Origin of the sequence: Rhodococcus sp. NPDC059234, from assembly GCF_042754225.1 — a bacterium.
Taxonomy (GTDB): domain Bacteria; phylum Actinomycetota; class Actinomycetes; order Mycobacteriales; family Mycobacteriaceae; genus Rhodococcus_G.
Genome location: NZ_JBHZAH010000006.1, coordinates 75,657 through 93,124, shown reverse-complemented (window position 1 = coordinate 93,124; position 17,468 = coordinate 75,657). Strand labels below are relative to the sequence as shown.

Annotated in this window: 17 protein-coding genes and 1 tRNA gene; 9 read left to right on the top strand and 9 right to left on the bottom strand. The window is 69.8% G+C overall.

The window, feature by feature from the left end; genetic code table 11:
* Window positions 1–116: 116 nt before the first annotated feature.
* On the top strand, window positions 117–512 hold the full coding sequence (locus ACFXGJ_RS02715; RefSeq protein ID WP_378616207.1) for a hypothetical protein: 396 nt from the start codon (window positions 117–119) through the stop codon (window positions 510–512).
* A 61-nt stretch (window positions 513–573) separates the two neighbouring features.
* Here ACFXGJ_RS02715 and ACFXGJ_RS02710 read toward each other — a convergent pair.
* The 3 genes from ACFXGJ_RS02710 to ACFXGJ_RS02700 form a co-directional block, all read right to left on the bottom strand.
* Window positions 574–661: transfer RNA gene (locus ACFXGJ_RS02710), tRNA-Ser, on the bottom strand.
* 51 nt (window positions 662–712) lie between these two features.
* The gene (locus ACFXGJ_RS02705; RefSeq protein ID WP_378616219.1) at window positions 713–1,147 is read right to left on the bottom strand and encodes a MarR family winged helix-turn-helix transcriptional regulator; all 435 of its coding nucleotides are present in this window, start codon (window positions 1,145–1,147) and stop codon (window positions 713–715) included.
* Window positions 1,148–1,304: 157 nt separating this feature from the next.
* A complete protein-coding gene (locus ACFXGJ_RS02700; RefSeq protein WP_378616205.1) occupies window positions 1,305–2,528 on the bottom strand; it encodes an alpha-hydroxy-acid oxidizing protein in 1,224 nt (407 codons plus the stop codon).
* Window positions 2,529–2,550: 22 nt separating this feature from the next.
* Between ACFXGJ_RS02700 and ACFXGJ_RS02695 the strand changes: the two genes are divergently transcribed.
* Entirely contained in the window at window positions 2,551–3,537 is a 987-nt protein-coding gene (locus ACFXGJ_RS02695) for an NAD(P)H-quinone oxidoreductase (protein WP_378616203.1), read from the top strand.
* A gap of 40 nt (window positions 3,538–3,577) precedes the next feature.
* Here ACFXGJ_RS02695 and ACFXGJ_RS02690 read toward each other — a convergent pair whose 3' ends face one another.
* Window positions 3,578–4,777: a cysteine desulfurase-like protein gene (locus tag ACFXGJ_RS02690; protein WP_378421024.1), complete on the bottom strand. Its 1,200-nt coding sequence runs from the start codon at window positions 4,775–4,777 to the stop codon at window positions 3,578–3,580.
* A gap of 230 nt (window positions 4,778–5,007) precedes the next feature.
* Here ACFXGJ_RS02690 and ACFXGJ_RS02685 point away from each other — a divergent pair, with 230 nt between their 5' ends.
* The 5 genes from ACFXGJ_RS02685 (at window position 5,008) to ACFXGJ_RS02665 (ending at window position 8,645) form a co-directional block, all read left to right on the top strand.
* A complete protein-coding gene (locus tag ACFXGJ_RS02685) occupies window positions 5,008–5,592 on the top strand; it encodes a bacterial proteasome activator family protein (RefSeq protein ID WP_378616201.1) in 585 nt (194 codons plus the stop codon).
* A gap of 48 nt (window positions 5,593–5,640) precedes the next feature.
* On the top strand, window positions 5,641–6,516 hold the full coding sequence (locus ACFXGJ_RS02680; RefSeq protein WP_378616199.1) for an ABC transporter permease: 876 nt from the start codon (window positions 5,641–5,643) through the stop codon (window positions 6,514–6,516).
* 10 nt (window positions 6,517–6,526) lie between these two features.
* Window positions 6,527–7,333, top strand: coding sequence for an ABC transporter ATP-binding protein (locus ACFXGJ_RS02675; protein WP_378616197.1), 807 nt, complete (start codon window positions 6,527–6,529; stop codon window positions 7,331–7,333).
* The gene (locus ACFXGJ_RS02670) at window positions 7,330–8,217 is read left to right on the top strand and encodes a glycosyltransferase (protein ID WP_378616195.1); all 888 of its coding nucleotides are present in this window, start codon (window positions 7,330–7,332) and stop codon (window positions 8,215–8,217) included. The genes ACFXGJ_RS02675 and ACFXGJ_RS02670 overlap by 4 nt, the downstream gene beginning before the upstream one ends.
* A 125-nt stretch (window positions 8,218–8,342) precedes the next feature.
* A complete protein-coding gene (locus ACFXGJ_RS02665; protein WP_378616193.1) occupies window positions 8,343–8,645 on the top strand; it encodes an alpha/beta fold hydrolase in 303 nt (100 codons plus the stop codon).
* A 37-nt stretch (window positions 8,646–8,682) separates the two neighbouring features.
* Here ACFXGJ_RS02665 and ACFXGJ_RS02660 read toward each other — a convergent pair whose 3' ends face one another.
* Complete coding sequence (locus tag ACFXGJ_RS02660) at window positions 8,683–8,841, bottom strand: hypothetical protein (RefSeq protein WP_378616191.1); 159 nt, start codon at window positions 8,839–8,841, stop codon at window positions 8,683–8,685.
* A gap of 253 nt (window positions 8,842–9,094) precedes the next feature.
* Between ACFXGJ_RS02660 and ACFXGJ_RS02655 the strand changes: the two genes are divergently transcribed.
* Window positions 9,095–9,955 (top strand): class I SAM-dependent methyltransferase, encoded by an 861-nt coding sequence (locus ACFXGJ_RS02655; RefSeq protein ID WP_378616189.1) that lies wholly within the window; start codon window positions 9,095–9,097, stop codon window positions 9,953–9,955.
* A 7-nt stretch (window positions 9,956–9,962) separates the two neighbouring features.
* On the opposite strand, the gene ACFXGJ_RS02650 is transcribed toward ACFXGJ_RS02655, so the two are convergent.
* The 3 genes from ACFXGJ_RS02650 to ACFXGJ_RS02640 form a co-directional block, all read right to left on the bottom strand.
* Window positions 9,963–11,486 carry a mannosyltransferase gene (locus tag ACFXGJ_RS02650; protein ID WP_378616187.1) on the bottom strand — a complete coding sequence of 508 codons (1,524 nt, stop codon included), beginning with the start codon at window positions 11,484–11,486 and terminating at the stop codon, window positions 9,963–9,965.
* A gap of 3 nt (window positions 11,487–11,489) precedes the next feature.
* Complete coding sequence (locus tag ACFXGJ_RS02645; RefSeq protein ID WP_378616185.1) at window positions 11,490–13,379, bottom strand: glycosyltransferase; 1,890 nt, start codon at window positions 13,377–13,379, stop codon at window positions 11,490–11,492.
* A gap of 69 nt (window positions 13,380–13,448) precedes the next feature.
* Window positions 13,449–14,222 carry a glycosyltransferase gene (locus ACFXGJ_RS02640; RefSeq protein ID WP_378616183.1) on the bottom strand — a complete coding sequence of 258 codons (774 nt, stop codon included), beginning with the start codon at window positions 14,220–14,222 and terminating at the stop codon, window positions 13,449–13,451.
* An 81-nt stretch (window positions 14,223–14,303) separates the two neighbouring features.
* On the opposite strand from ACFXGJ_RS02640, the gene ACFXGJ_RS02635 reads away from it, so the two are divergent.
* Window positions 14,304–16,502 carry a hypothetical protein gene (locus ACFXGJ_RS02635; RefSeq protein WP_378616181.1) on the top strand — a complete coding sequence of 733 codons (2,199 nt, stop codon included), beginning with the start codon at window positions 14,304–14,306 and terminating at the stop codon, window positions 16,500–16,502.
* Here the strand turns inward: ACFXGJ_RS02635 and ACFXGJ_RS02630 are convergent.
* Window positions 16,499–17,464: a Gfo/Idh/MocA family protein gene (locus ACFXGJ_RS02630; RefSeq protein WP_378616179.1), complete on the bottom strand. Its 966-nt coding sequence runs from the start codon at window positions 17,462–17,464 to the stop codon at window positions 16,499–16,501. The genes ACFXGJ_RS02635 and ACFXGJ_RS02630 overlap by 4 nt on opposite strands.
* Between the last annotated feature and the right edge of the window lie 4 nt (window positions 17,465–17,468).

Genomic DNA, 17,468 nt, shown 5'->3' with positions numbered 1-17,468 from the left:
GATCGGTACCGTTGGCGACACACGCGGGATATTTGCCGCCGTTCCCTCGCCGAGGGCGCGACGGGCGATTACAGTCGGTCCGGAACTCTTCCTTCGTCTGCAAGGTGAGGACCGCCATGAACCTGATAACCAGAGGATCGGCATCAGCGCTGATCGCCGCGGCCGTGATCGCCGGCGCCGGGACAGCCCAGGCCAACGCGGCCACCCCGGCCGACGGTCCCCCCTCACTGGCGATTCCCGGAGTGCATCAGGTCGACTCGCCCGCCAAGCAGGCGGCCCTCGAGAAGATGCTCAACGCGCTCAACATGGGGTGGGCCAACGGCGGCGCGGCCGGCACTGCCATCGGCGCCGTGGTGGGTCTGGGCATCGGCTGCGTGTCGATGTTCCCGGGCAGCCTGGCCGGCTGCATGATCGGCAGCCCGACGGGCGCCGTGATCGGCGGACTCATCGGCATGGGCAACGGCAACCCGCAGGTGCAGCAGTCGATCCAGGACTACCTGAACACGCCCTGAAGCCCCAACACGCGAAAAGGCTCTGACCTGGCAACCGTCGCCGGGTCAGAGCCTTTCGTGTTGGCGGAAGCGGAGGGATTTGAACCCCCGGTTGCTCTCACAACGCTCGCTTTCAAGGCGAGTGCATTCGGCCGCTCTGCCACGCTTCCGTGGCGAATCCTATCGTCCGGCCCTCGGGAGCGGTGAACGCCCCGCTGGGCTCAGGCTTCCGATCTCGAGTCGAGGGCGACGTCGACCTTGTCGAAGACCGTCGCCATCCCTACCAGTTCGTCGGAGTCGAGCAGGTCGATCAGGTACCGGCGCACCCCTCCCACGTGCGTGGGTGCCGCCTCCGCGAGTCGCTGCCTGCCGCCGTCGGTGATCACCGCCAGCACACCGCGACCGTCCTCGACGCAGGTGCTGCGCACCACCAGTCCGTCCGCCTCCATGCGCCGCACCTGGTGGGTCAGCTTGCTGCGTGAGGACAGCACCCCGTCGGCGAGATCGCTCATCCGCACCGCGCCCTCCGCCGACTCGGACAGCATCACCAGAATCCGGTAGTCGTCCAGTGAGATTCGATGTCGAGACTGGAGTTCCCGATTGAGAACCTCCATCAGCCGTTGGCTGCCCTCGATGAAACCCCGCCACGCGCGCATCTCTGCGTCGTCGAGCCACTTGGGCGTCTCGCCCGGCTCGTCCCCCCTTGCTGCATTCACATATGCATTATGCCAGTCGCCAGCAGTTACATACCGATCGGTACTGAACTCCGGAGCGGGTCCTGCGACCTGGCCGGGACCGTCCGAACACCCCCGATCAGCCCGCGGTCGACCGCAGCACCGAGGCGTCCACCTCCGCCACACTCGCGAACCCGGCGAGTCCGAGCGTGATGTCGAGATCGGCCAGCAGCATCCGCAGTGCGTGCCGCACCCCGTCCTCACCCGCGACCCCCAACCCGTACACCCACGGCCGGCCGTACAGCACTGCGTCGGCACCCAACGCCAGCGCCTTGATCACGTCGGCGCCGCACCGGACTCCGGAGTCCAGCAGCACGCTCGCCCGGTCCCCGACCGCCGCGGCGACCGCAGGCAGGGCGTCGAGCGCGGCGATCGCACCGTCCACCTGCCGGCCTCCGTGGTTGCTCACCACCACACCCGACGCACCCGCCTCGACGACCGCGCGGGCGTCGTCGGGATGGACGACGCCCTTCACCGCGATCGGGAGGTCCGTCCACTCCCGCAGCCGGGCGACGTCGGCCGCGCGCACCGAGTGGTTGCCGAACATACCGACCCAGGTCAGCACGGCCATCTGCATGGCCTCGGGGCTCTCCTCCGGCGGCGCCGACAGCCGCGACCGGAACACCGGATCGGACAGGTAGTTCGCGATGCCCTTGCCCTGCAGGAACGGCAGATGACCGAGTTCGAGATCCCTGGGCCGCCACCCCATTCCGGGCGTGTCCGCGGTCAGCACGATCGCCTTGGCGCCGGCGGCGGTCGCCCGCCGCACCAGCGACTCCGCGACCTCGTCGTCGGCCGGCCAGTACAGCTGGTACCACCAGTTCTCCCCCGACACCTGCGCCACGTCCTCGATCGGCGTGGACGCCGCGGTGGAGAGCACCGAACCGATGCCCAGTTCCGCAGCCACCGCGCCGACCGCCGGTTCCGCGTCGGGATGCACCAGTTCGAGCACCCCCACCGGGGCGGTCAGCACCGGCGCCGCCAGCGCGGTCCCCATCACCTCCACGGACAGATCCCTCGCGTCCGCGGCCGCGGTACCGCGCAGCATCCGCGGCACGATGGCGTGGCGGTCGAAGGCAGCCAGATTCGCCGCGGCGGTCCGTTCGCTCGACGCGCTGCCCGCGATGTAACCGAACGCGGCCGGGGACAGCGTCGCCCGGGCGAGCTCCTCGAGACCGGCCGCGGTCATCGGGAGCTGCGGCACCGCGCCGCCCAGCCCGGAGAAGTAGATCTCGTTCTGCAGGTTGCCGAAGTTGGTCACCGGCGTGACGCTAGCCGCTCCGGCCCTCCGGGGGAACGACATCGAGAGGCGCTAGCGTCGATACATGCATGCGATCACCGTCACCACCCCCGGCGGACCCGAGGTCCTCGAGTGGGCACGGGTCCCCGACCCGCGGCCCGGTCCAGGCGAGGTGCTGCTCGACGTCGCGGCCACCGCCGTGAACCGCGCCGACGTGCTGCAGCGCCGCGGCCTCTACCCGCCGCCGCCCGGCGCCAGCGACATCCTCGGGCTCGAGTGTTCCGGCACCGTCGCCGAACTCGGCGAAGGAGTGCGCGACTGGCAGGTCGGCGACCGCGTCTGCGCGCTGCTGGCCGGCGGCGGCTACGCCGAGAAGGTCGCGGTGCCCGCCAGCCAGCTGTTGCCCGTGCCCGCGGGTCTCGACCTGGTCGCGGCCGCCGCGCTGCCGGAGGTCGCGTGCACGGTGTGGTCGAACCTGGTGATGATCGGCGGCATGCACGGCGGCCAGCTCGTCCTGATCCACGGCGGCGGGGGCGGCATCGGCACCCACGCCATCCAGGTGGCCGTCGCGCTCGGTGCAACCGTCGCCGTCACCGCCGGATCCGAGCACAAGCTCGCCGCGTGCCGGGACCTCGGCGCGAGCATCGCCGTGAACTACCGCGAGGACGACTTCGTCGCCGCGGTGCGCGACACCCCGCAGGGCGGCGCCGACCTGATCCTCGACAACATGGGTGCCAAGTACCTCGACCGCAACATCGACGCCCTCGCCGCGGACGGGCAGCTGTGCGTGATCGGCATGCAGGGCGGCGCGACCGGCGAACTGAACCTCGGCAAGCTGCTCGCCAAACGGGGCCGGGTGTTCGCGACCGGGCTGCGCTGGCGCCCCGAGACCGGGCGGTCGAGCAAAGCGGAGATCGTCGCCGAGGTGACGCGGCGACTGTGGCCGCTGATCGCGGACGGGACGGTGCGGCCGGTGGTGCACGCAGAGCTGCCGATCGCGGAGGCCGGCGCCGCGCAGACGCTGCTCGACTCCCCCGAGACGGTCGGCAAGGTGGTCCTCACCGTCGGGTGATGGTTCCCATCACCCCAGATGACGAGGGCGGGTGGGGCGGTCAGCCCAGGGCGGCGACAGCGCGCACGAGCTGGTCGATCTCGTACCGGGTCGTGTACGGGGCCAGCCCGATCGTCACGGCGCCGCCCTCCTCGTTCACGCCGAGCGAGTCCAGCAGCCGGCTGCCGCGACCACCGACGACGGTGCCGATCCGGCGTTCGGCGAAGTGCTCCGACACCTTCTCAGCCGGCACTCCGGTGACGGTGAAGCTGATCGTCGGGACCCGGCTGTGCGAGGTTCCGATCAGCGTCACCTGCGGCAGCCTGCGCAGGTGAGCCATCAGGTAGTCGAAGATCCGGTCGTGGTAGTCCTGCAGCGAGCTGATCGAGGTCTCCAGCCGTTCCCGGCGGGACCCGCGGGCACTCTCGTCCAGCCCTGCCAGGTAGTCGATGGATGCGGTGAGCCCGGCCAGCAACGAGTACTGGTGCCCGCCGATCTCGAGCCGTTCCGCGCCGCGGGCGTGCGGGTTCAGCGAGATCGCCGGAATCCGGTCGAGCAGCGCGGGGTCGCGGAAGACCAGCGCGCCCACCTGCGGGCCGCCCCAACTCGGAGCGTTCACCGCGACCACGTCCGCGCCCAACTCGTTGATGTCGACGTGCGCGTAGGGCGCGGCCGCGACCGCGTCGGCAACCAGCAGCCCGCCCATCTCGTGGGTGCGGTCGGCCGCGACCCGCACGTCCGGCGCCGAACCGACGATCGGCGAGGCCGCCGTCAGCGCGACCAGCCGGGTCGTGGGCCCGATCAGCTCGGCGAACTGCCAGCTCGGCAGGTCGCAGGTGTCGATCTCGACCTCGGCCCACCGCACCTGCGAGCCGTAGCGGTTCGCCACCCGCAGCCACGGCGCGACGTTCGCCTCCTCGTCGAGCCGGGACAGCACCACGCCGGTACCCAGACCGAGCCGCGAGCTCAACGCCTCGGCGAGCCACGCCAGCAGGGCCGCGCGGTCCGGTCCGAGGACCACACCCGCCGGGTCGCCGCCCACGAGATCGGCGACGGCCTCGCGGGCCGCATCGAGGATCGCGGCGCTGCGTCGGGCACTCGCGTGCCGTCCGGAATGCGATGCGGCAGTACCTCGGAACGCGGTCGACACCGCGGTCGACACCGAGTCGGGGTGCTGCATGCCGGCCTGCGGATCGAGATGGATCCAACCGTCTCCGAGCGACGGGATCAGTCCCCGTACCCGGGCGACGTCGTATGCCATGACCGACAGCCTAGGTGCTGATTTCGGGACCGCGCGATGGGGTTGCACCGATTGTGAGAAGTAACAACCAACGTGAGCTGGTACAACACGCCGTTCCAAGCGGCCGGCTCCGAATTCTCGAGGCCCGCGTCGTTCCGCGAGCTCCACTCCCGAGGCCCGGGGCGTTCCGCGAGCTCCACTCTCGAGAGCCGGTCGTTCCGCAAGCTCCACTCCTGAGACATCATGGAGCCATGACTCAACCGGAGAATGAACACGTCCTCGTGATCGGACCCGACGGTCGACCCGTGCTGGGCAATTCCTCCGGTACCCCCGCCGACCCGTCGAGCGCCCCCGGCGAGGGCACCGGAAGCGGCTACGGCAGCGGCGGGCCGGACGAATCGCTCGCCGACATGGTCGAGCAGCCGGCCAAGGTGATGCGGATCGGCACCATGATCAAGCAGCTCCTCGAGGAGGTCCGGGCGGCACCGCTCGACGACGCCAGCCGCGCGCGGCTCAAGGAGATCCACAAGTCGTCGATCCGGGAACTCGAGCAGGGCCTCGCGCCCGAGCTGCGCGAGGAGCTCGAGCGCCTCACGCTGCCGTTCACCGACGACTCGGTGCCGTCGGACGCCGAGCTGCGCATCGCACAGGCCCAGCTGGTCGGCTGGCTGGAGGGACTCTTCCACGGAATCCAGACCGCGCTGTTCGCACAGCAGATGGCGGCGCGCGCCCAGCTCGAACAGATGCGTCAGGGTGCGCTGCCGCCCGGGCTCGGTGGGCCGGGCCACGGACACCCGGGTCAGCAGTCCACACCGGGTACCGGTCAGTACCTGTAGGCCGCGGGCCGGTCGGGCCCGTCGGCCCGACCGGTAGGCTCGGGCACCGTGTCAGCATCCGCCCTCGAATCCGAGGCCGCCGAGAGCGCTTCTCCGCCGGCCTCCGACTCGCAAACCTTCCGTCGCGCGTTCAAGGACCTCCGTGACGGCTTCGGCCAGCGCGAGCTGTGGTTGCACCTGGGCTGGCAGGACATCAAGCAGCGCTACCGGCGCTCGGTGATCGGCCCGTTCTGGATCACCATCGCCACCGGCGTCCAGGCCGCCGCCATGGGCCTGCTGTACTCGGCACTGCTCGACATCCCGCTCGACGAGTTCCTCCCGTACGTGACGGTCGGCCTGATCGTGTGGAACCTGATCAGCGCCTCGATCCTCGAGGGCTCGGACGTGTTCGTCGCCAACGAGGGCCTGATCAAGCAGCTGCCGTCGGCACTGAGCGTGCACGTGTACCGGCTGGTGTGGCGGCAGCTGCTGTTCTTCGCGCACAACCTGCTGATCTACGTGATCATGGTGTTCGCGTTCGGGGTGTGGCGGCACCTGACCTGGCCGGACCTCTCGGCGATCCCCGCGCTCGGCCTGATCGTGCTCAACGCGCTGTGGGTGTCGATCATGTTCGGCATCTTCTCCACCCGCTACCGCGACATCTCACCGATCCTCGGCAGCCTGACGCTGCTGCTGTTCGTGCTGACGCCGATCATGTGGACCACCGAGAGCCTCAAGAGCCAGGGCGGCCAGGCCGCCGAGCGCGTCAAGCTGGCCGAGCTGAACCCGCTCTACCACTACCTCGAGATCATCCGCGCACCGATGATCGGTAAGCCGCAGGAGGCGTACCACTGGTACATCGTGCTGGCTATCACCGTCGCCGGCTGGGCCTTCGCCCTGTTCGCGCTGCGCAAGTACCGGGCCCGAGTGCCCTACTGGGTTTAGGGGACAGAAGATGACCAGCAAAGTCAGCATCGACACCCACGACGCCTGCGTCGACTTCCCGATCTTCGACGCCAAGTCCCGGTCGCTGAAGAAGGCGTTCCTCGGCAAGGCCGGCGGCTCGATCGGCCGCAACGACTCCGACGTGGTCGTGGTCGAGGCCCTGCGCGACATCACCATGTCGCTCAAGGAGGGCGACCGGGTCGGACTGGTCGGGCACAACGGCGCCGGCAAGTCCACCCTGCTGCGACTGCTGTCGGGCATCTACGAACCCACCCGCGGCAGCTCCCGGATCCGCGGCCGCGTCGCGCCCGTCTTCGACCTCGGTGTCGGCATGGACCCGGAGATCTCGGGCTACGAGAACATCATCATCCGCGGCCTGTTCCTCGGGCAGACCCGCAAGCAGATGCTGGCGAAGATGGACGAGATCGCCGAGTTCACCGAGCTCGGCGAGTACCTGAACATGCCGCTGCGCACGTACTCGACGGGCATGCGCGTGCGGGTCGCGATGGGCGTCGTCACCTCGATCGACCCGGAGATCCTGCTGCTCGACGAGGGCATCGGCGCGGTCGACGCGGAGTTCATGAAGAAGGCCCGCATCCGGCTGCAGGCCCTGGTGGAACGCTCCGGCATCCTGGTATTCGCCAGCCACTCCAACGAGTTCCTCGCGCAGCTGTGCAACAGCGCGATGTGGATCGACCACGGCCAGATCCGCATGCAGGGCGACATCGAGGACGTCGTGCGCGCCTACGAGGGCGACGACGCGGCCGACCACGTCCGGCACGTCATCGCCGAGATGGAACGCGAGCAGAGCGCGTGAGCGAGTTCGTCGTCGGCGTCGTCGTCACCCACAAGCGGCGCGAGCTGCTGGCCGAGTCGCTGAAGGTGCTCGCCACCCAGTCCCGGCCGCTCGACCACCTGGTGGTCGTGGACAACGCCGACGAGGACGCCGTCCGGGCGCTGGTCGAGGGCGCCGACGTCCCCACCACGTACCTGGGGTCCAAGCACAACCTCGGCGGTGCCGGCGGGTTCGCGCTCGGCATGCTCTACGCCCTCTCGCTGGGCGCGGACTGGCTGTGGCTCGCCGACGACGACGGCCGCCCCGACGGCCCCGAGGTGCTCGCCACCCTCCTCGACTGCGCCACCCGGCACGGCCTCGCCGAGGTCTCCCCGGTGGTCTGCGACATCGACGACCCGGACCGGCTCGCCTTCCCGCTGCGCCGCGGCCTCGAGTGGCGGCGGCTGCGCAGCGAACTCGGCGACGACGACTTCCTGCCGGGCATCGCGTCGCTGTTCAACGGATCGTTGTTCTCGGCTGCGGCGGTCGACTCGGTCGGCGTCCCGGACCTGCGACTGTTCGTGCGCGGCGACGAGGTCGAGGTCCATCGGCGGCTGGTGCGGTCCGGGCTGCCGTTCGGCACCTGCCTGCAGACCGCGTACGTGCACCCCAACGGCGCCGACGAGTTCAAGCCGATCCTCGGCGGCCGGATGCACACCCAGTTCCCGGACAACGAGACGAAACGCTTCTTCACCTACCGCAACCGCGGCTACCTGATGTCGCAGCCCGGCATGCGCAAGCTGCTGCCGCAGGAATACGCCCGCTTCGGCTGGTTCTTCCTCGTCCAGCGCCGTGACGTCCGCGGCTTCCGCGAGTGGATGCGGCTGCGCGGGCTGGGCCGTCGGGAGAAGTTCGAGCGCCCGTAGCGTCCTCCCCGGAGAGCAGCACGCCGACGACCCTCACCGCGAAATGGGTGAAATCCCTGATGATCTCGTCCGTGTGGGCGCTCTAGTCTCGGTGCGTCACCAACTGCCCACCGAGAGGACCTCGGATGACCGGCGCCGATCTCGCCACGGTCGACGACCCCCGGCCGGCACTGCGGGAGGTGCACGTCCCGGTGCTCGTGTTGCGCGGCCAGTACGACTACAAGGCCTGGCCGGTGACGCGCGAGTACCGCGACACCTTTCCGAACTCGACGATGGTGCTGGTCCCCGACGCCGGACACGCCGTCGCTGCCGACAGGCCCGACCTGTACAGCGCGACCGTCGTCACGTTCCTGACGGACGGACCGTCGGCACTGCCGCGGTACGACGGGGTCGAAGCACCGCCGGGATTCGCCGACGCCGCACGGTGATCGCGTCTATCGACGTGTGTGCCGTCGCACGGCCGGGTCAGCAGTAGTCGACGCAGTTCCCGTCGTCGTCACACCAGGTGCAGTCGGCGTGGTTCGGCACCGCGGCGGTCGCAGTGGTGGCACCGACAACCCCCACAACGGGAGCGCCGACGAGGGCAGCCACGAACACCGAACAGACAATTCTCTTGACGGTCATGGGAGAACACTTCTCTCGGAAGCTTTTTGAGCTTTCTGGCGATCGCGCACTCACGCGGAGCCGCAACGGCGCTGTGCGCGTGCCGACGAGGGGTGCGCGTAGTCGGATTGCCGTGCGCCTACACAGACCTGACGGTCCCGCGGCGAACATTCTCAGCGTAGCCCCGGCCTGTTCGGGCTGACAAGACAACGCGTCTCGCCGACAGCTGGCAGCATGGGGGTGACTGGACGTCGTCAGGTGAGGGGTGCCACGCATGCTCGCTCGGTTCCGGAGATCGGCTCGACTCAAGCTGCAACGAGCCGTCGGCGAGGTGGTCCACGAGTCCGACCGGCAGACCCGAGTCGAGCAGGAGAACCGCCACGACCAGGTGCTGGCGGAATTGTCCGCGATCAACGGCGAACTGGCGCGAGTGCTCAGCGAACTCGCCCTGGCCCGGACGCAGATCGCGACCGTCGGAGAACGCCTCACGGAGCTCGAGCAGCGTGCCCGCCGCGACATCACCCACACTCTCGACGTGCGGGCCGCCGCCGACTCCGCCGAGTTCGTGCTCGACCGGATGCCGACCGCCGAGGTGCGCTGGGATCCGCACGAGACGCTGCGCTACGGGCTCGGCCTGGTGCGCGGCGACGGCCTCGCGCTCGAATTCGGTGTCGCGAGCGGCACCACCCTGGCGATCGTCGCCGAGATGCTCCGACCGTCCGGACACGAGGTGTTCGGTTTCGACGTCTTCACCGGACTGCCGGAGGCCTGGCGGACCGGCTTCCCGGCGGGCGAGTTCGCGCAGGAGTCGGTGCCCACCGTGCCCGGCGCGCAGATCGTCGAGGGCCTGTTCGCGGACACCCTGCCGGCCTTTCTCGCCGCGCACCCCGGACCGATCGCGTTCGCACACCTGGACGCGGACCTGTACTCGGCCACCGCGACGGTGCTGGGGCTGATCGGCGACCGGCTGCGTCCGGGGACCGTACTGGTGTTCGACGAGTTCTTCAACTACCCGGGCTGGCAGCAGCACGAGTACCGGGCCTGGGCGGAGTTCGTGGACCGCACCGGGCTGCGCTTCGAGTACCTCGCCTACACCGGCAACCACGAGCAGGTCGTGGTCCGGGTGACCGGCTGACGCGAATTCACCCTCGCAGCAGCGCGACCTGCGTCGTGTTGAACTCCCAGCGCCGCTCGAGGCGCAGCCCCGCACGGGTGAACTCGGCGAACTGGTCGGTGTCCTCGAGGTGGTACGGCGGCAGGGTCCACAGCTCGTTGGAGGTGTGCCGAACGGTGCGGGTCGCGTCACGCTCCTGATCGGTGAAGTACCATAGGGTGTCGCAGGACGTCAGCGGTTCGATCGGGTCGGTCACCGCACGTTCCTCGTCCCACAGCCAGCCGGCGCTCGCCGCGGTACGCCCGAGGCCGATGTCGCGGGTGCCCTCGAACGCGGCCGGGCGCACGTCCTCGACCAACCGCTGCGGCGCCGGGTTCCACGCCGCCGCGCCGAACAGCACGCAGTCCCCCGGCCGCAGGTGCTCGCCGGCGAACCGGTTCACCTCGGAGAAGTCCATGCCGCTCGGCTTGGCGTACGGTCCGCGCTGGGCGAGGTAGCCCGGCACGGCGAGCGCCGCGAGCACCGCCAGGGCGAGCGCCGTCGCCCACCATCGCCGGGTGATCCTGGTCAGGGCCAGACCCCCGAGCAGGGCCACCGCGGGGGTGGTGAAGGTGAGATACCGGTCCAGGTACACCGGGGACCAGGCCACCGAGTAGGCCAGCAGCGACGCGGTGGGCACCACCGCCCAGGGCATCGCGACCGCCAGCACCCGGCGCCACGTCCCGTCCCCGCCGCGGAGCACGGTGGCGACGCCCGCGACGACGAGCAGGACGCCGAAGGCGACAGCGAGCCACGGGGCGCCGACGAACCACTGGTACTCGGCGAGGGCCCGGGAGAGGCGCGAGTCCAGCGGCGGGATCCAGCCCACCTGCCCGGACTGCGCCCGCACCACCGCGAGGAACGGCGCCGCACCGGCGGTCCCCGCGGCGGCGGCGACCGCCGCGCCGCGCCAGGATCTCCGTAAGTCGTTGTGTGCCAGCACCGTCAGCATGTGCGCTGCGACGATGGTCACGAGGTAGGCGAACAGCACGATCGACGCCGTCAGCGCCACCGCGTATCCGGACCACGCCGCGGCACGCCGCCACCGGCCCCGAACAGCAGGCGCCGCAACGAGAATCACCGTCAGCCACACCGCGGCCGCCGCGGTCAGCGCATAGCCACGGGCCTCGACAGCCGCCCACCCGACCCGGGGCAGCGCCGCGAACACCACGCCCGAGACCAGCCCCAGCCGACGAGTGCCCAACCGGTCGCCGAGGACCACCACCCCTGCCGCGGCGGCACCGACCGCGAGCGTGCTCGGCAGTCGAGCCGAGAACTCGGACGGTCCGAAAGCGCCCAGCCAGTAGTGCATTCCGGCGTAGTAGAGGCCGTGCACCGCGTCGATGTTACCGAGCAGGCGCCACAGGTCGTCCGGGGAACGCCCGCTCGAATGGAGCGTCGCGACCTCGTCGTACCAGAACGAGGGCACCCAGCTTCCGGCCGCGCCGACCACGACGGCCAGGACGCCCACCACCAGGGCGTCCCACCGACGGGTCCGAAGGGACTCGAGCAAGGCCTACTTGCCGTACAGGCGCGCCCAGTTCTCCCGGCTGGTCAGCTGCGGAAGCGCCGCACGGAACTGCGCCTGCGTCGCCGGACCCTGCTCCCGGAAGCGCTTCATCAGCTTCGCGGTACGGGCCGTCAGTTCGCGGGCGGTCTCCTTGTCGCGCCGGCGAACTCGGACCCCGGACTGCGAGGCGTCGGAGACGACCGCGGTGTCGAACAGCGACACGTGCCACCAGTGGGCGTCCCCCGCCGGGATGTTGGCCACCCCGTGCTGGGTCCGGCCGAGCCACTGGTAGGCCGCTCGCTTCGCGAGCACCGCGTCCAGCCGGGTCTTCTCGGGCTCGAAGCCGGCGCGACGGACCACCATGTCCGCCTGTCGCACGCCCGGGATGTCGTTGGCGGGGTGCTTGACGGTCTCCGGGAACCGACCGCGTTCCTTGCGGATCGAGGCGAGCACCGCCTGGCCGCCGTCCTCGAGCACCGACGGCCCGGTCAGGAAGTCCTCGATACCGCGAATCATGGTGTACGCCAAGCCGTACTGCATCGAGACCAGGTACTGGCTGATCTCGCGGGTCAGCAACCCGCTCAGCTTCTTCACGTCGAAGTCGCTGTGCAGGGCGGCCGCGATCAGCGAGTTGCGGATGGAGAAGTACTTCGCCCAGTCGTCGCGGTCCTTCCAGTGGAAGTCCGCGTGCCACACCCCCGCGTTCGGCAGGGTGACGGTGACGAAGCCCGCGCCGCGGGCCCGCAGGCCGTACTCGATGTCGTCCCACTGGAAGAACATCGGGATCGGCAGGCCGATCCGAGCGACCACCTCCGCCGGGATCAGGCACGACCACCACGCGTTGTAGCCCGCGTCGACCCGCTTGTTCTGCTTCTTCTTGAGCAGATTCGCGTCGTGCAGCGAATTCGCCGCCCAGCGACCGGCTTTCAGCTTGGACAGGTCCGCTTCCTCGGCGCTCACGTGCAGGTTCTGCGGGTTCATCAGGTAGAGCATCTGCGCGCCGACCAGCGTGGGCTCGGCGGTGACGTTGGCGAAGGCGTTCATCCGGAGCACCGACTCGGGCTCGCAGAGGATGTCGTCGTCCATCAGGATCACGTTGGCGTGCTCGTTGATCTCGGTGACCTCGTACATGCCGCGGGTGAACCCGCCCGCGCCACCGAGATTCGGCTGGCGCAGGTAGACGAGCTTGTCCCCGAGGGTGTCCGCGACCTCCGTGAACAGGGCCCGGTCGGACACGTGGTCGGAGCCCTGGTCGACGACGTAGACCGCGTCGATCCCGGCGGACATCTCGGCGTCACCGGCGATGGCCGCGACGGTCTGGGCGCAGTCGTCGGCGCGGTTGAACGTGCAGATCGCGATCGCGGCCGGGCGGATCACCTCGGGGGCGGGCACCGTCCACGCGAGCGAATGCACCGTGAGGCCACCGTCGACCGCGGTGAACTCGAGCCACAGCGAGCCGCCGTCGAGATAGGCGTCGAGGGTCGCGGTCAGGCTGACGGTGCCGGGGCCGGTGAAGTCGAGGGTGCTCAGCGTCCGCGCGTTGCCCGCCGAGTCGGACGCCCGCAGCAGCACCCGCGCGGAACCCTCGGCCTCGTGGGCGAAGGAGACCGTCACCTCGGTGACGGTGGTCCACCGCTGGAAGTAGCTGGCCGGGAAGTCGCCGAAGTAGGTGTCGGTGGAGACCGTCGCACCCTTCTCCAGGTGCACCGAGAACCGCTCGCGGTGCGCCTTGCCCGCCACGATCTTCGCGTAGAGCGCGTCCTTCACCCGGGCCGTGGGTCCGGTGAAGACGCCGCGGGCGAGCACGAGCGTGCCCTGGCCACGATGGTCGTGCAGAGCGCTGCGAACAGCGTCAGTGCTCTCGTCCACAGGCGCGACCGACGCAGACTCGTTCATAGTGCTCCTACCGCTTTCCACAACCGCATGTACGGATCGAACTCGGGGTTCTCCCTGGGTGGCAGGGTATCAACCGCGACCGGCGGTGGCCGCGGACGAGACGCCCCGGCCGGCGCGGTGCCGCGTCCTCAACCGGAACAAGCCCAGCCCCATCGACACGACGTCGGCCCGCGAGATCCGGGTGTCGTGGCTGCCGTGATCCGCGCTCAGCCGCACCGGGACCTCGGCGGGACGGATACCCATACCCTCGACGACGTAGACCAGTTCGGTGGTGAACAGGAAGCCCGGCTCGACGAGTTCGTGGGCGAGTTCCCGGACGAGGTCGCCGTCGATCAGCACCGTGCCCTGCGGATCCCCCGTGCGCATGCCGAGGACCACCCGACGCATCGTCGCGAAGCCCCACGTGAGGACGCCGCGCAGGGCGCCGCGCTGCACGATGGACTCACGGTGGGCCTTGGATCCGATGACCACCGTGGGGGTGCTGCCCTGGTCGGCGGTGAGCCGGTCGGCGCCGTCGAGGTCGTCGAACCCGAACGGCAGGTCGTCGGCGGTGAACAGGACATGCGCGCCACGACTGGCCTCGGCCCCGGCCCGCAATGCGTTTCCCATGCCCTTCTCGCTGCGCAGTACCTCGAACGCCACGCCGGGCTGAGCCCACTGCTCGCGCAGTCGGGTGCACAGGTCGAAGGTTCCGTCGGTCGAGCCGTTCTCCACGACGATGATCTCGGCGCTGCGGCCCGCCAGTCGCTCGGCGAGCCGCGCAGTGGTGCCCTCGATCACCGAACTCGAATTGTGTGCGGGGATGACGACGGTGAGGTCGACGATCTCGGTGTTCCCGGTCATGTACTTCGCTCGCCTGTCTCTCAGCATTCTCACAGGCATCGTATCGGGCGCCCGTTCACGGATCTCGTAGGCTCGTGCCCCGTGGCACTACCCGCTCCCGCCCCGGCCCGGCGCACCCGAATCCTGTACCGCCTGCCCGAATGGGCGGTGGCACTCGCCGTGGCAGTCGGCGCGTTGGGGTTCGCGGCGATCCCCCGGCTGTTCAACCCCACCTTCTACTACGCGGGCGACACCCTCGAATCCTTCGTCCCGCTCTGGCACCACCTCGGCAGCGAACTGCGGGCGGGCCGGTGGGTCTCGATGGACCCGAGCGGCTGGATGGGCGGCAACTACGCGGCCGAGGCCGCCTACGGCATCTGGAACCCGGTCAACCTCGCGAACTACGCACTCGTCTCGTATTTCGACGACCTGTCGATGGCGAGTTTCGTCGTGATGGCGGAGTTCCTCGCCCTGTTCGCCGTGGGTGTGTACCTGTTGTGCCGCGAATACGGCGCGCGCCGTTCGCTGGCCGTCGGCGCCGCCTTCGTGATGCCGTTCTCCGGATTCACCCTGTTCTACGAGGCCGGCGGCTGGCCGTCGGGCATGATGGCCGTCGCCTGGGTGACGCTGTTCTGGTGGGCGGCGCTGCGCCAGACCCGTGGCCGGATGAACCCGATCGTGACGTTCGTGATCGGCGCACTCACGGTGAGCATGGGCAATCCCTACGCCGCGCTCGGCGCGATCATCGTGCTGGCCGGCCTAGGCATCCCAATGCTTCTCGGCCGGCGGTTCCGGGATCTCATCTCGCTGGCCGTCACCGGACTGTGCGCAGGCAGTGCCGCACTGGTCGTCTACCTGCCGTTGTTCCTGAGCGCGGACGTGACCACCCGGTCCGGCAGCAGCGGCATCAGCAACGACGCCTTCATGCAGCCCGGCATCGGCGATCTGCTCGGCCTCAGCAGCCCCAGCTACCTACCGGTCGTCATGACGTTCGGCGGACCCATCGAGGTGTTGCCGTCCATGTACCTGTCGTGGCTGATCCTGCCGCTGCTGCCGTGGCTGCGTTGGGCCGCGATCGCCCGCCGGGTGCGCACGTTCGGTCTCCGCGAGATGGCACCGTTGCTGATCATCGGCGGTATCTACGCCCTGCTGACGTTCGGCCCCTCCAACGTCGGTATGTTCCGCTGGCCGATCCGGCTGGTCGAGTACCTCTACGTCGCCCTGCTGATCCTGTTCGTCTGCGCCCTCGCGCTGGGCCTGGACACCAGCCGGCCACGCAGGCGCTTCGCCCTGTCCGGCATCGCGGTGCTCGTCGGGCTCTACGTCTCGTTCTCGGCCACCCCAGAAAACACCTGGCGACACCTGGTCGGAGCCGTCTCGGTGGCGGCACTGGTGTACCTCACCGTGCTGGCCTGGCGTCGCGCCCGGTTCGTCGGTGTGGGCGTCGCGATGGCACTGGGCACGGCCGTGGTGATCGCATTGCAGACCACCGTGCTGATCGCCCATCCCGACCCGCACACGGTCGCTGCCCCCTCGCACATCCCCACCCTCAGCGCGACGACCGATCGCTACCACGGCACGGTGCTGCAACTCGCCGCCCGCGACCTGACCACCAACGCCGACATCTCCGACGGCCGGTTCCTGTTCGGCAACGAGATCATGGCCACACCGGTCGAGTCGAGCGTCAACCGCTACTCCGGCATCTCGTTCAGCACCCTCAACAAGGCCCTCTGCATGGACTACCGCGGTTCGGTCTGCAGGGAGGTGTACTACGCGCTGTGGGCGCCGGTGAAGACGGACATCCCGATCCCACTGATCGACTACCTCGGCGTCGACACGCTCGTGGTTCAGCACGCCCTGGTGCCGAGTGCGCGAATCGACCCGCCCGCGACGGGCTGGCACGTCGCCGAACGCGACGCCGAACGGACCGTGCTGCTCCGCGACGAACCACTGCAGCTGCCCGGACGGGTGACCTTCGCCTCCCCGGGTGTCCAGGTGCTGGCCTCGGACGCGAGCGCCCAGTCGGAGACCGTGCAGTACACCGGATCCGGCGGCGACATCGTGTTCACCCGTCTGGCCTGGCCCGGGTACACCGCGACGGTCAACGGACAACCCGTCGACGCCGTCGCGGGCTGGCACGGGCTGCTGAAGGTGTCCGTACCGGCGGGTCCCGGCGAACTCCGAATCGAGTTCCGGGCGCCCGGGCAGCGACTCGGCATCGCCGCCTTCGCACTGGGCACCGCCGTAGCACTCGTCCAGGGCGTAGCAGTGGCGGTGCGTCGGCGCCGGCGCCCGGCCTAGTTGGTCGCCGACACCGTTGCGTCGTGGACCGCGCGGTGCGCGGGCAGGATGGCGCGGCGCTCGGCGTCGATGTCCGCGCCGTCGGCGAGCAGCCCGATGAAATGCGCGAGCTGAGCGGCGAGCGGCTCCTCGCTGTAGCGGATCGCCGGGATCTCGATGACGGTCTGCTGCTGGTAGCCGTCGCGGTCGGCGGGCTGCGACTGGTCGATGTGCTTGTAGATCGTGATGTCCTTGCGGAGCAGGTCGATCTCGATCAGCCGGTCCAGCTCGAGCAGCGAGATCTGCCGGACCTTGCGCTGGCTCACTCGGCTCGCGGAGATGTTCGCCACTGCTCCGGAACCGAACCGCAACACCGCGTCGGCCGAATCCTCCGCGTTGTTCTCCACCGAGGTGGAGTGGAAGTACCCGAAGACACCCTTCGCCTGCTCCGGCTCGGAGCCGACGAACTGGATCGCCAGGTCCACGTCGTGGATCAGCAGGTCGGTGGCGACGCCGGTGGTGATCCGCGGGACGAACGGCGAGTGCCTGACCCCGGTCACCTGCACCACGTCGCCGACGAACTCGCGCGCGGTGCGGACCGCCGGGTTGAACCGTTCGAGCAGCCCGCAGGCGAGCGGGGTCGCGGACTTCTCGGCCCGCTCCACCAGGTCGACGCTCTCCTTGTAGGTCGCCGCCAGCGGCTTTTCGACCAGCAGCGGCTTGCCGAGGTCGAGCACCCGCCCGGCCACCTCGTAGTGGGCGGGGGTGGCGGCGGCGACCACGACCGCGTCGATGCCCGACAGGTCGTCGAAGTCGGCCGCCCACCGGGTGCCGAACCGCTCGGCGACCGCGCGGCCCTGCTCCTCGCGGGGCTCCACCAGCAGGGCCAGTTCGCAGAGCGGGGACTGTGCGATGACGCGGGCGTGCAGGGATCCCATCTGGCCGGACCCGACGAGCGCGATCCTCGGCTGTGCAGCGGTCATGTTC

Bases quoted from the DNA above. Each gene is read 5' to 3' on its own strand.
- ACFXGJ_RS02715 (WP_378616207.1), top strand. From the start codon at position 117: ATGAACCTGATAACCAGAGGATCGGCATCAGCGCTGATCGCCGCGGCC.
- ACFXGJ_RS02705 (WP_378616219.1), bottom strand. From the start codon at position 1,147: ATGCGCGCGTGGCGGGGTTTCATCGAGGGCAGCCAACGGCTGATGGAG.
- ACFXGJ_RS02700 (WP_378616205.1), bottom strand. From the start codon at position 2,528: ATGTCGTTCCCCCGGAGGGCCGGAGCGGCTAGCGTCACGCCGGTGACC.
- ACFXGJ_RS02695 (WP_378616203.1), top strand. From the start codon at position 2,551: ATGCATGCGATCACCGTCACCACCCCCGGCGGACCCGAGGTCCTCGAG.
- ACFXGJ_RS02690 (WP_378421024.1), bottom strand. From the start codon at position 4,777: ATGGCATACGACGTCGCCCGGGTACGGGGACTGATCCCGTCGCTCGGA.
- ACFXGJ_RS02685 (WP_378616201.1), top strand. From the start codon at position 5,008: ATGACTCAACCGGAGAATGAACACGTCCTCGTGATCGGACCCGACGGT.
- ACFXGJ_RS02675 (WP_378616197.1), top strand. From the start codon at position 6,527: ATGACCAGCAAAGTCAGCATCGACACCCACGACGCCTGCGTCGACTTC.
- ACFXGJ_RS02665 (WP_378616193.1), top strand. From the start codon at position 8,343: ATGACCGGCGCCGATCTCGCCACGGTCGACGACCCCCGGCCGGCACTG.
- ACFXGJ_RS02660 (WP_378616191.1), bottom strand. From the start codon at position 8,841: ATGACCGTCAAGAGAATTGTCTGTTCGGTGTTCGTGGCTGCCCTCGTC.
- ACFXGJ_RS02655 (WP_378616189.1), top strand. From the start codon at position 9,095: ATGCTCGCTCGGTTCCGGAGATCGGCTCGACTCAAGCTGCAACGAGCC.
- ACFXGJ_RS02645 (WP_378616185.1), bottom strand. From the start codon at position 13,379: ATGAACGAGTCTGCGTCGGTCGCGCCTGTGGACGAGAGCACTGACGCT.
- ACFXGJ_RS02640 (WP_378616183.1), bottom strand. From the start codon at position 14,222: ATGACCGGGAACACCGAGATCGTCGACCTCACCGTCGTCATCCCCGCA.
- ACFXGJ_RS02630 (WP_378616179.1), bottom strand. From the start codon at position 17,464: ATGACCGCTGCACAGCCGAGGATCGCGCTCGTCGGGTCCGGCCAGATG.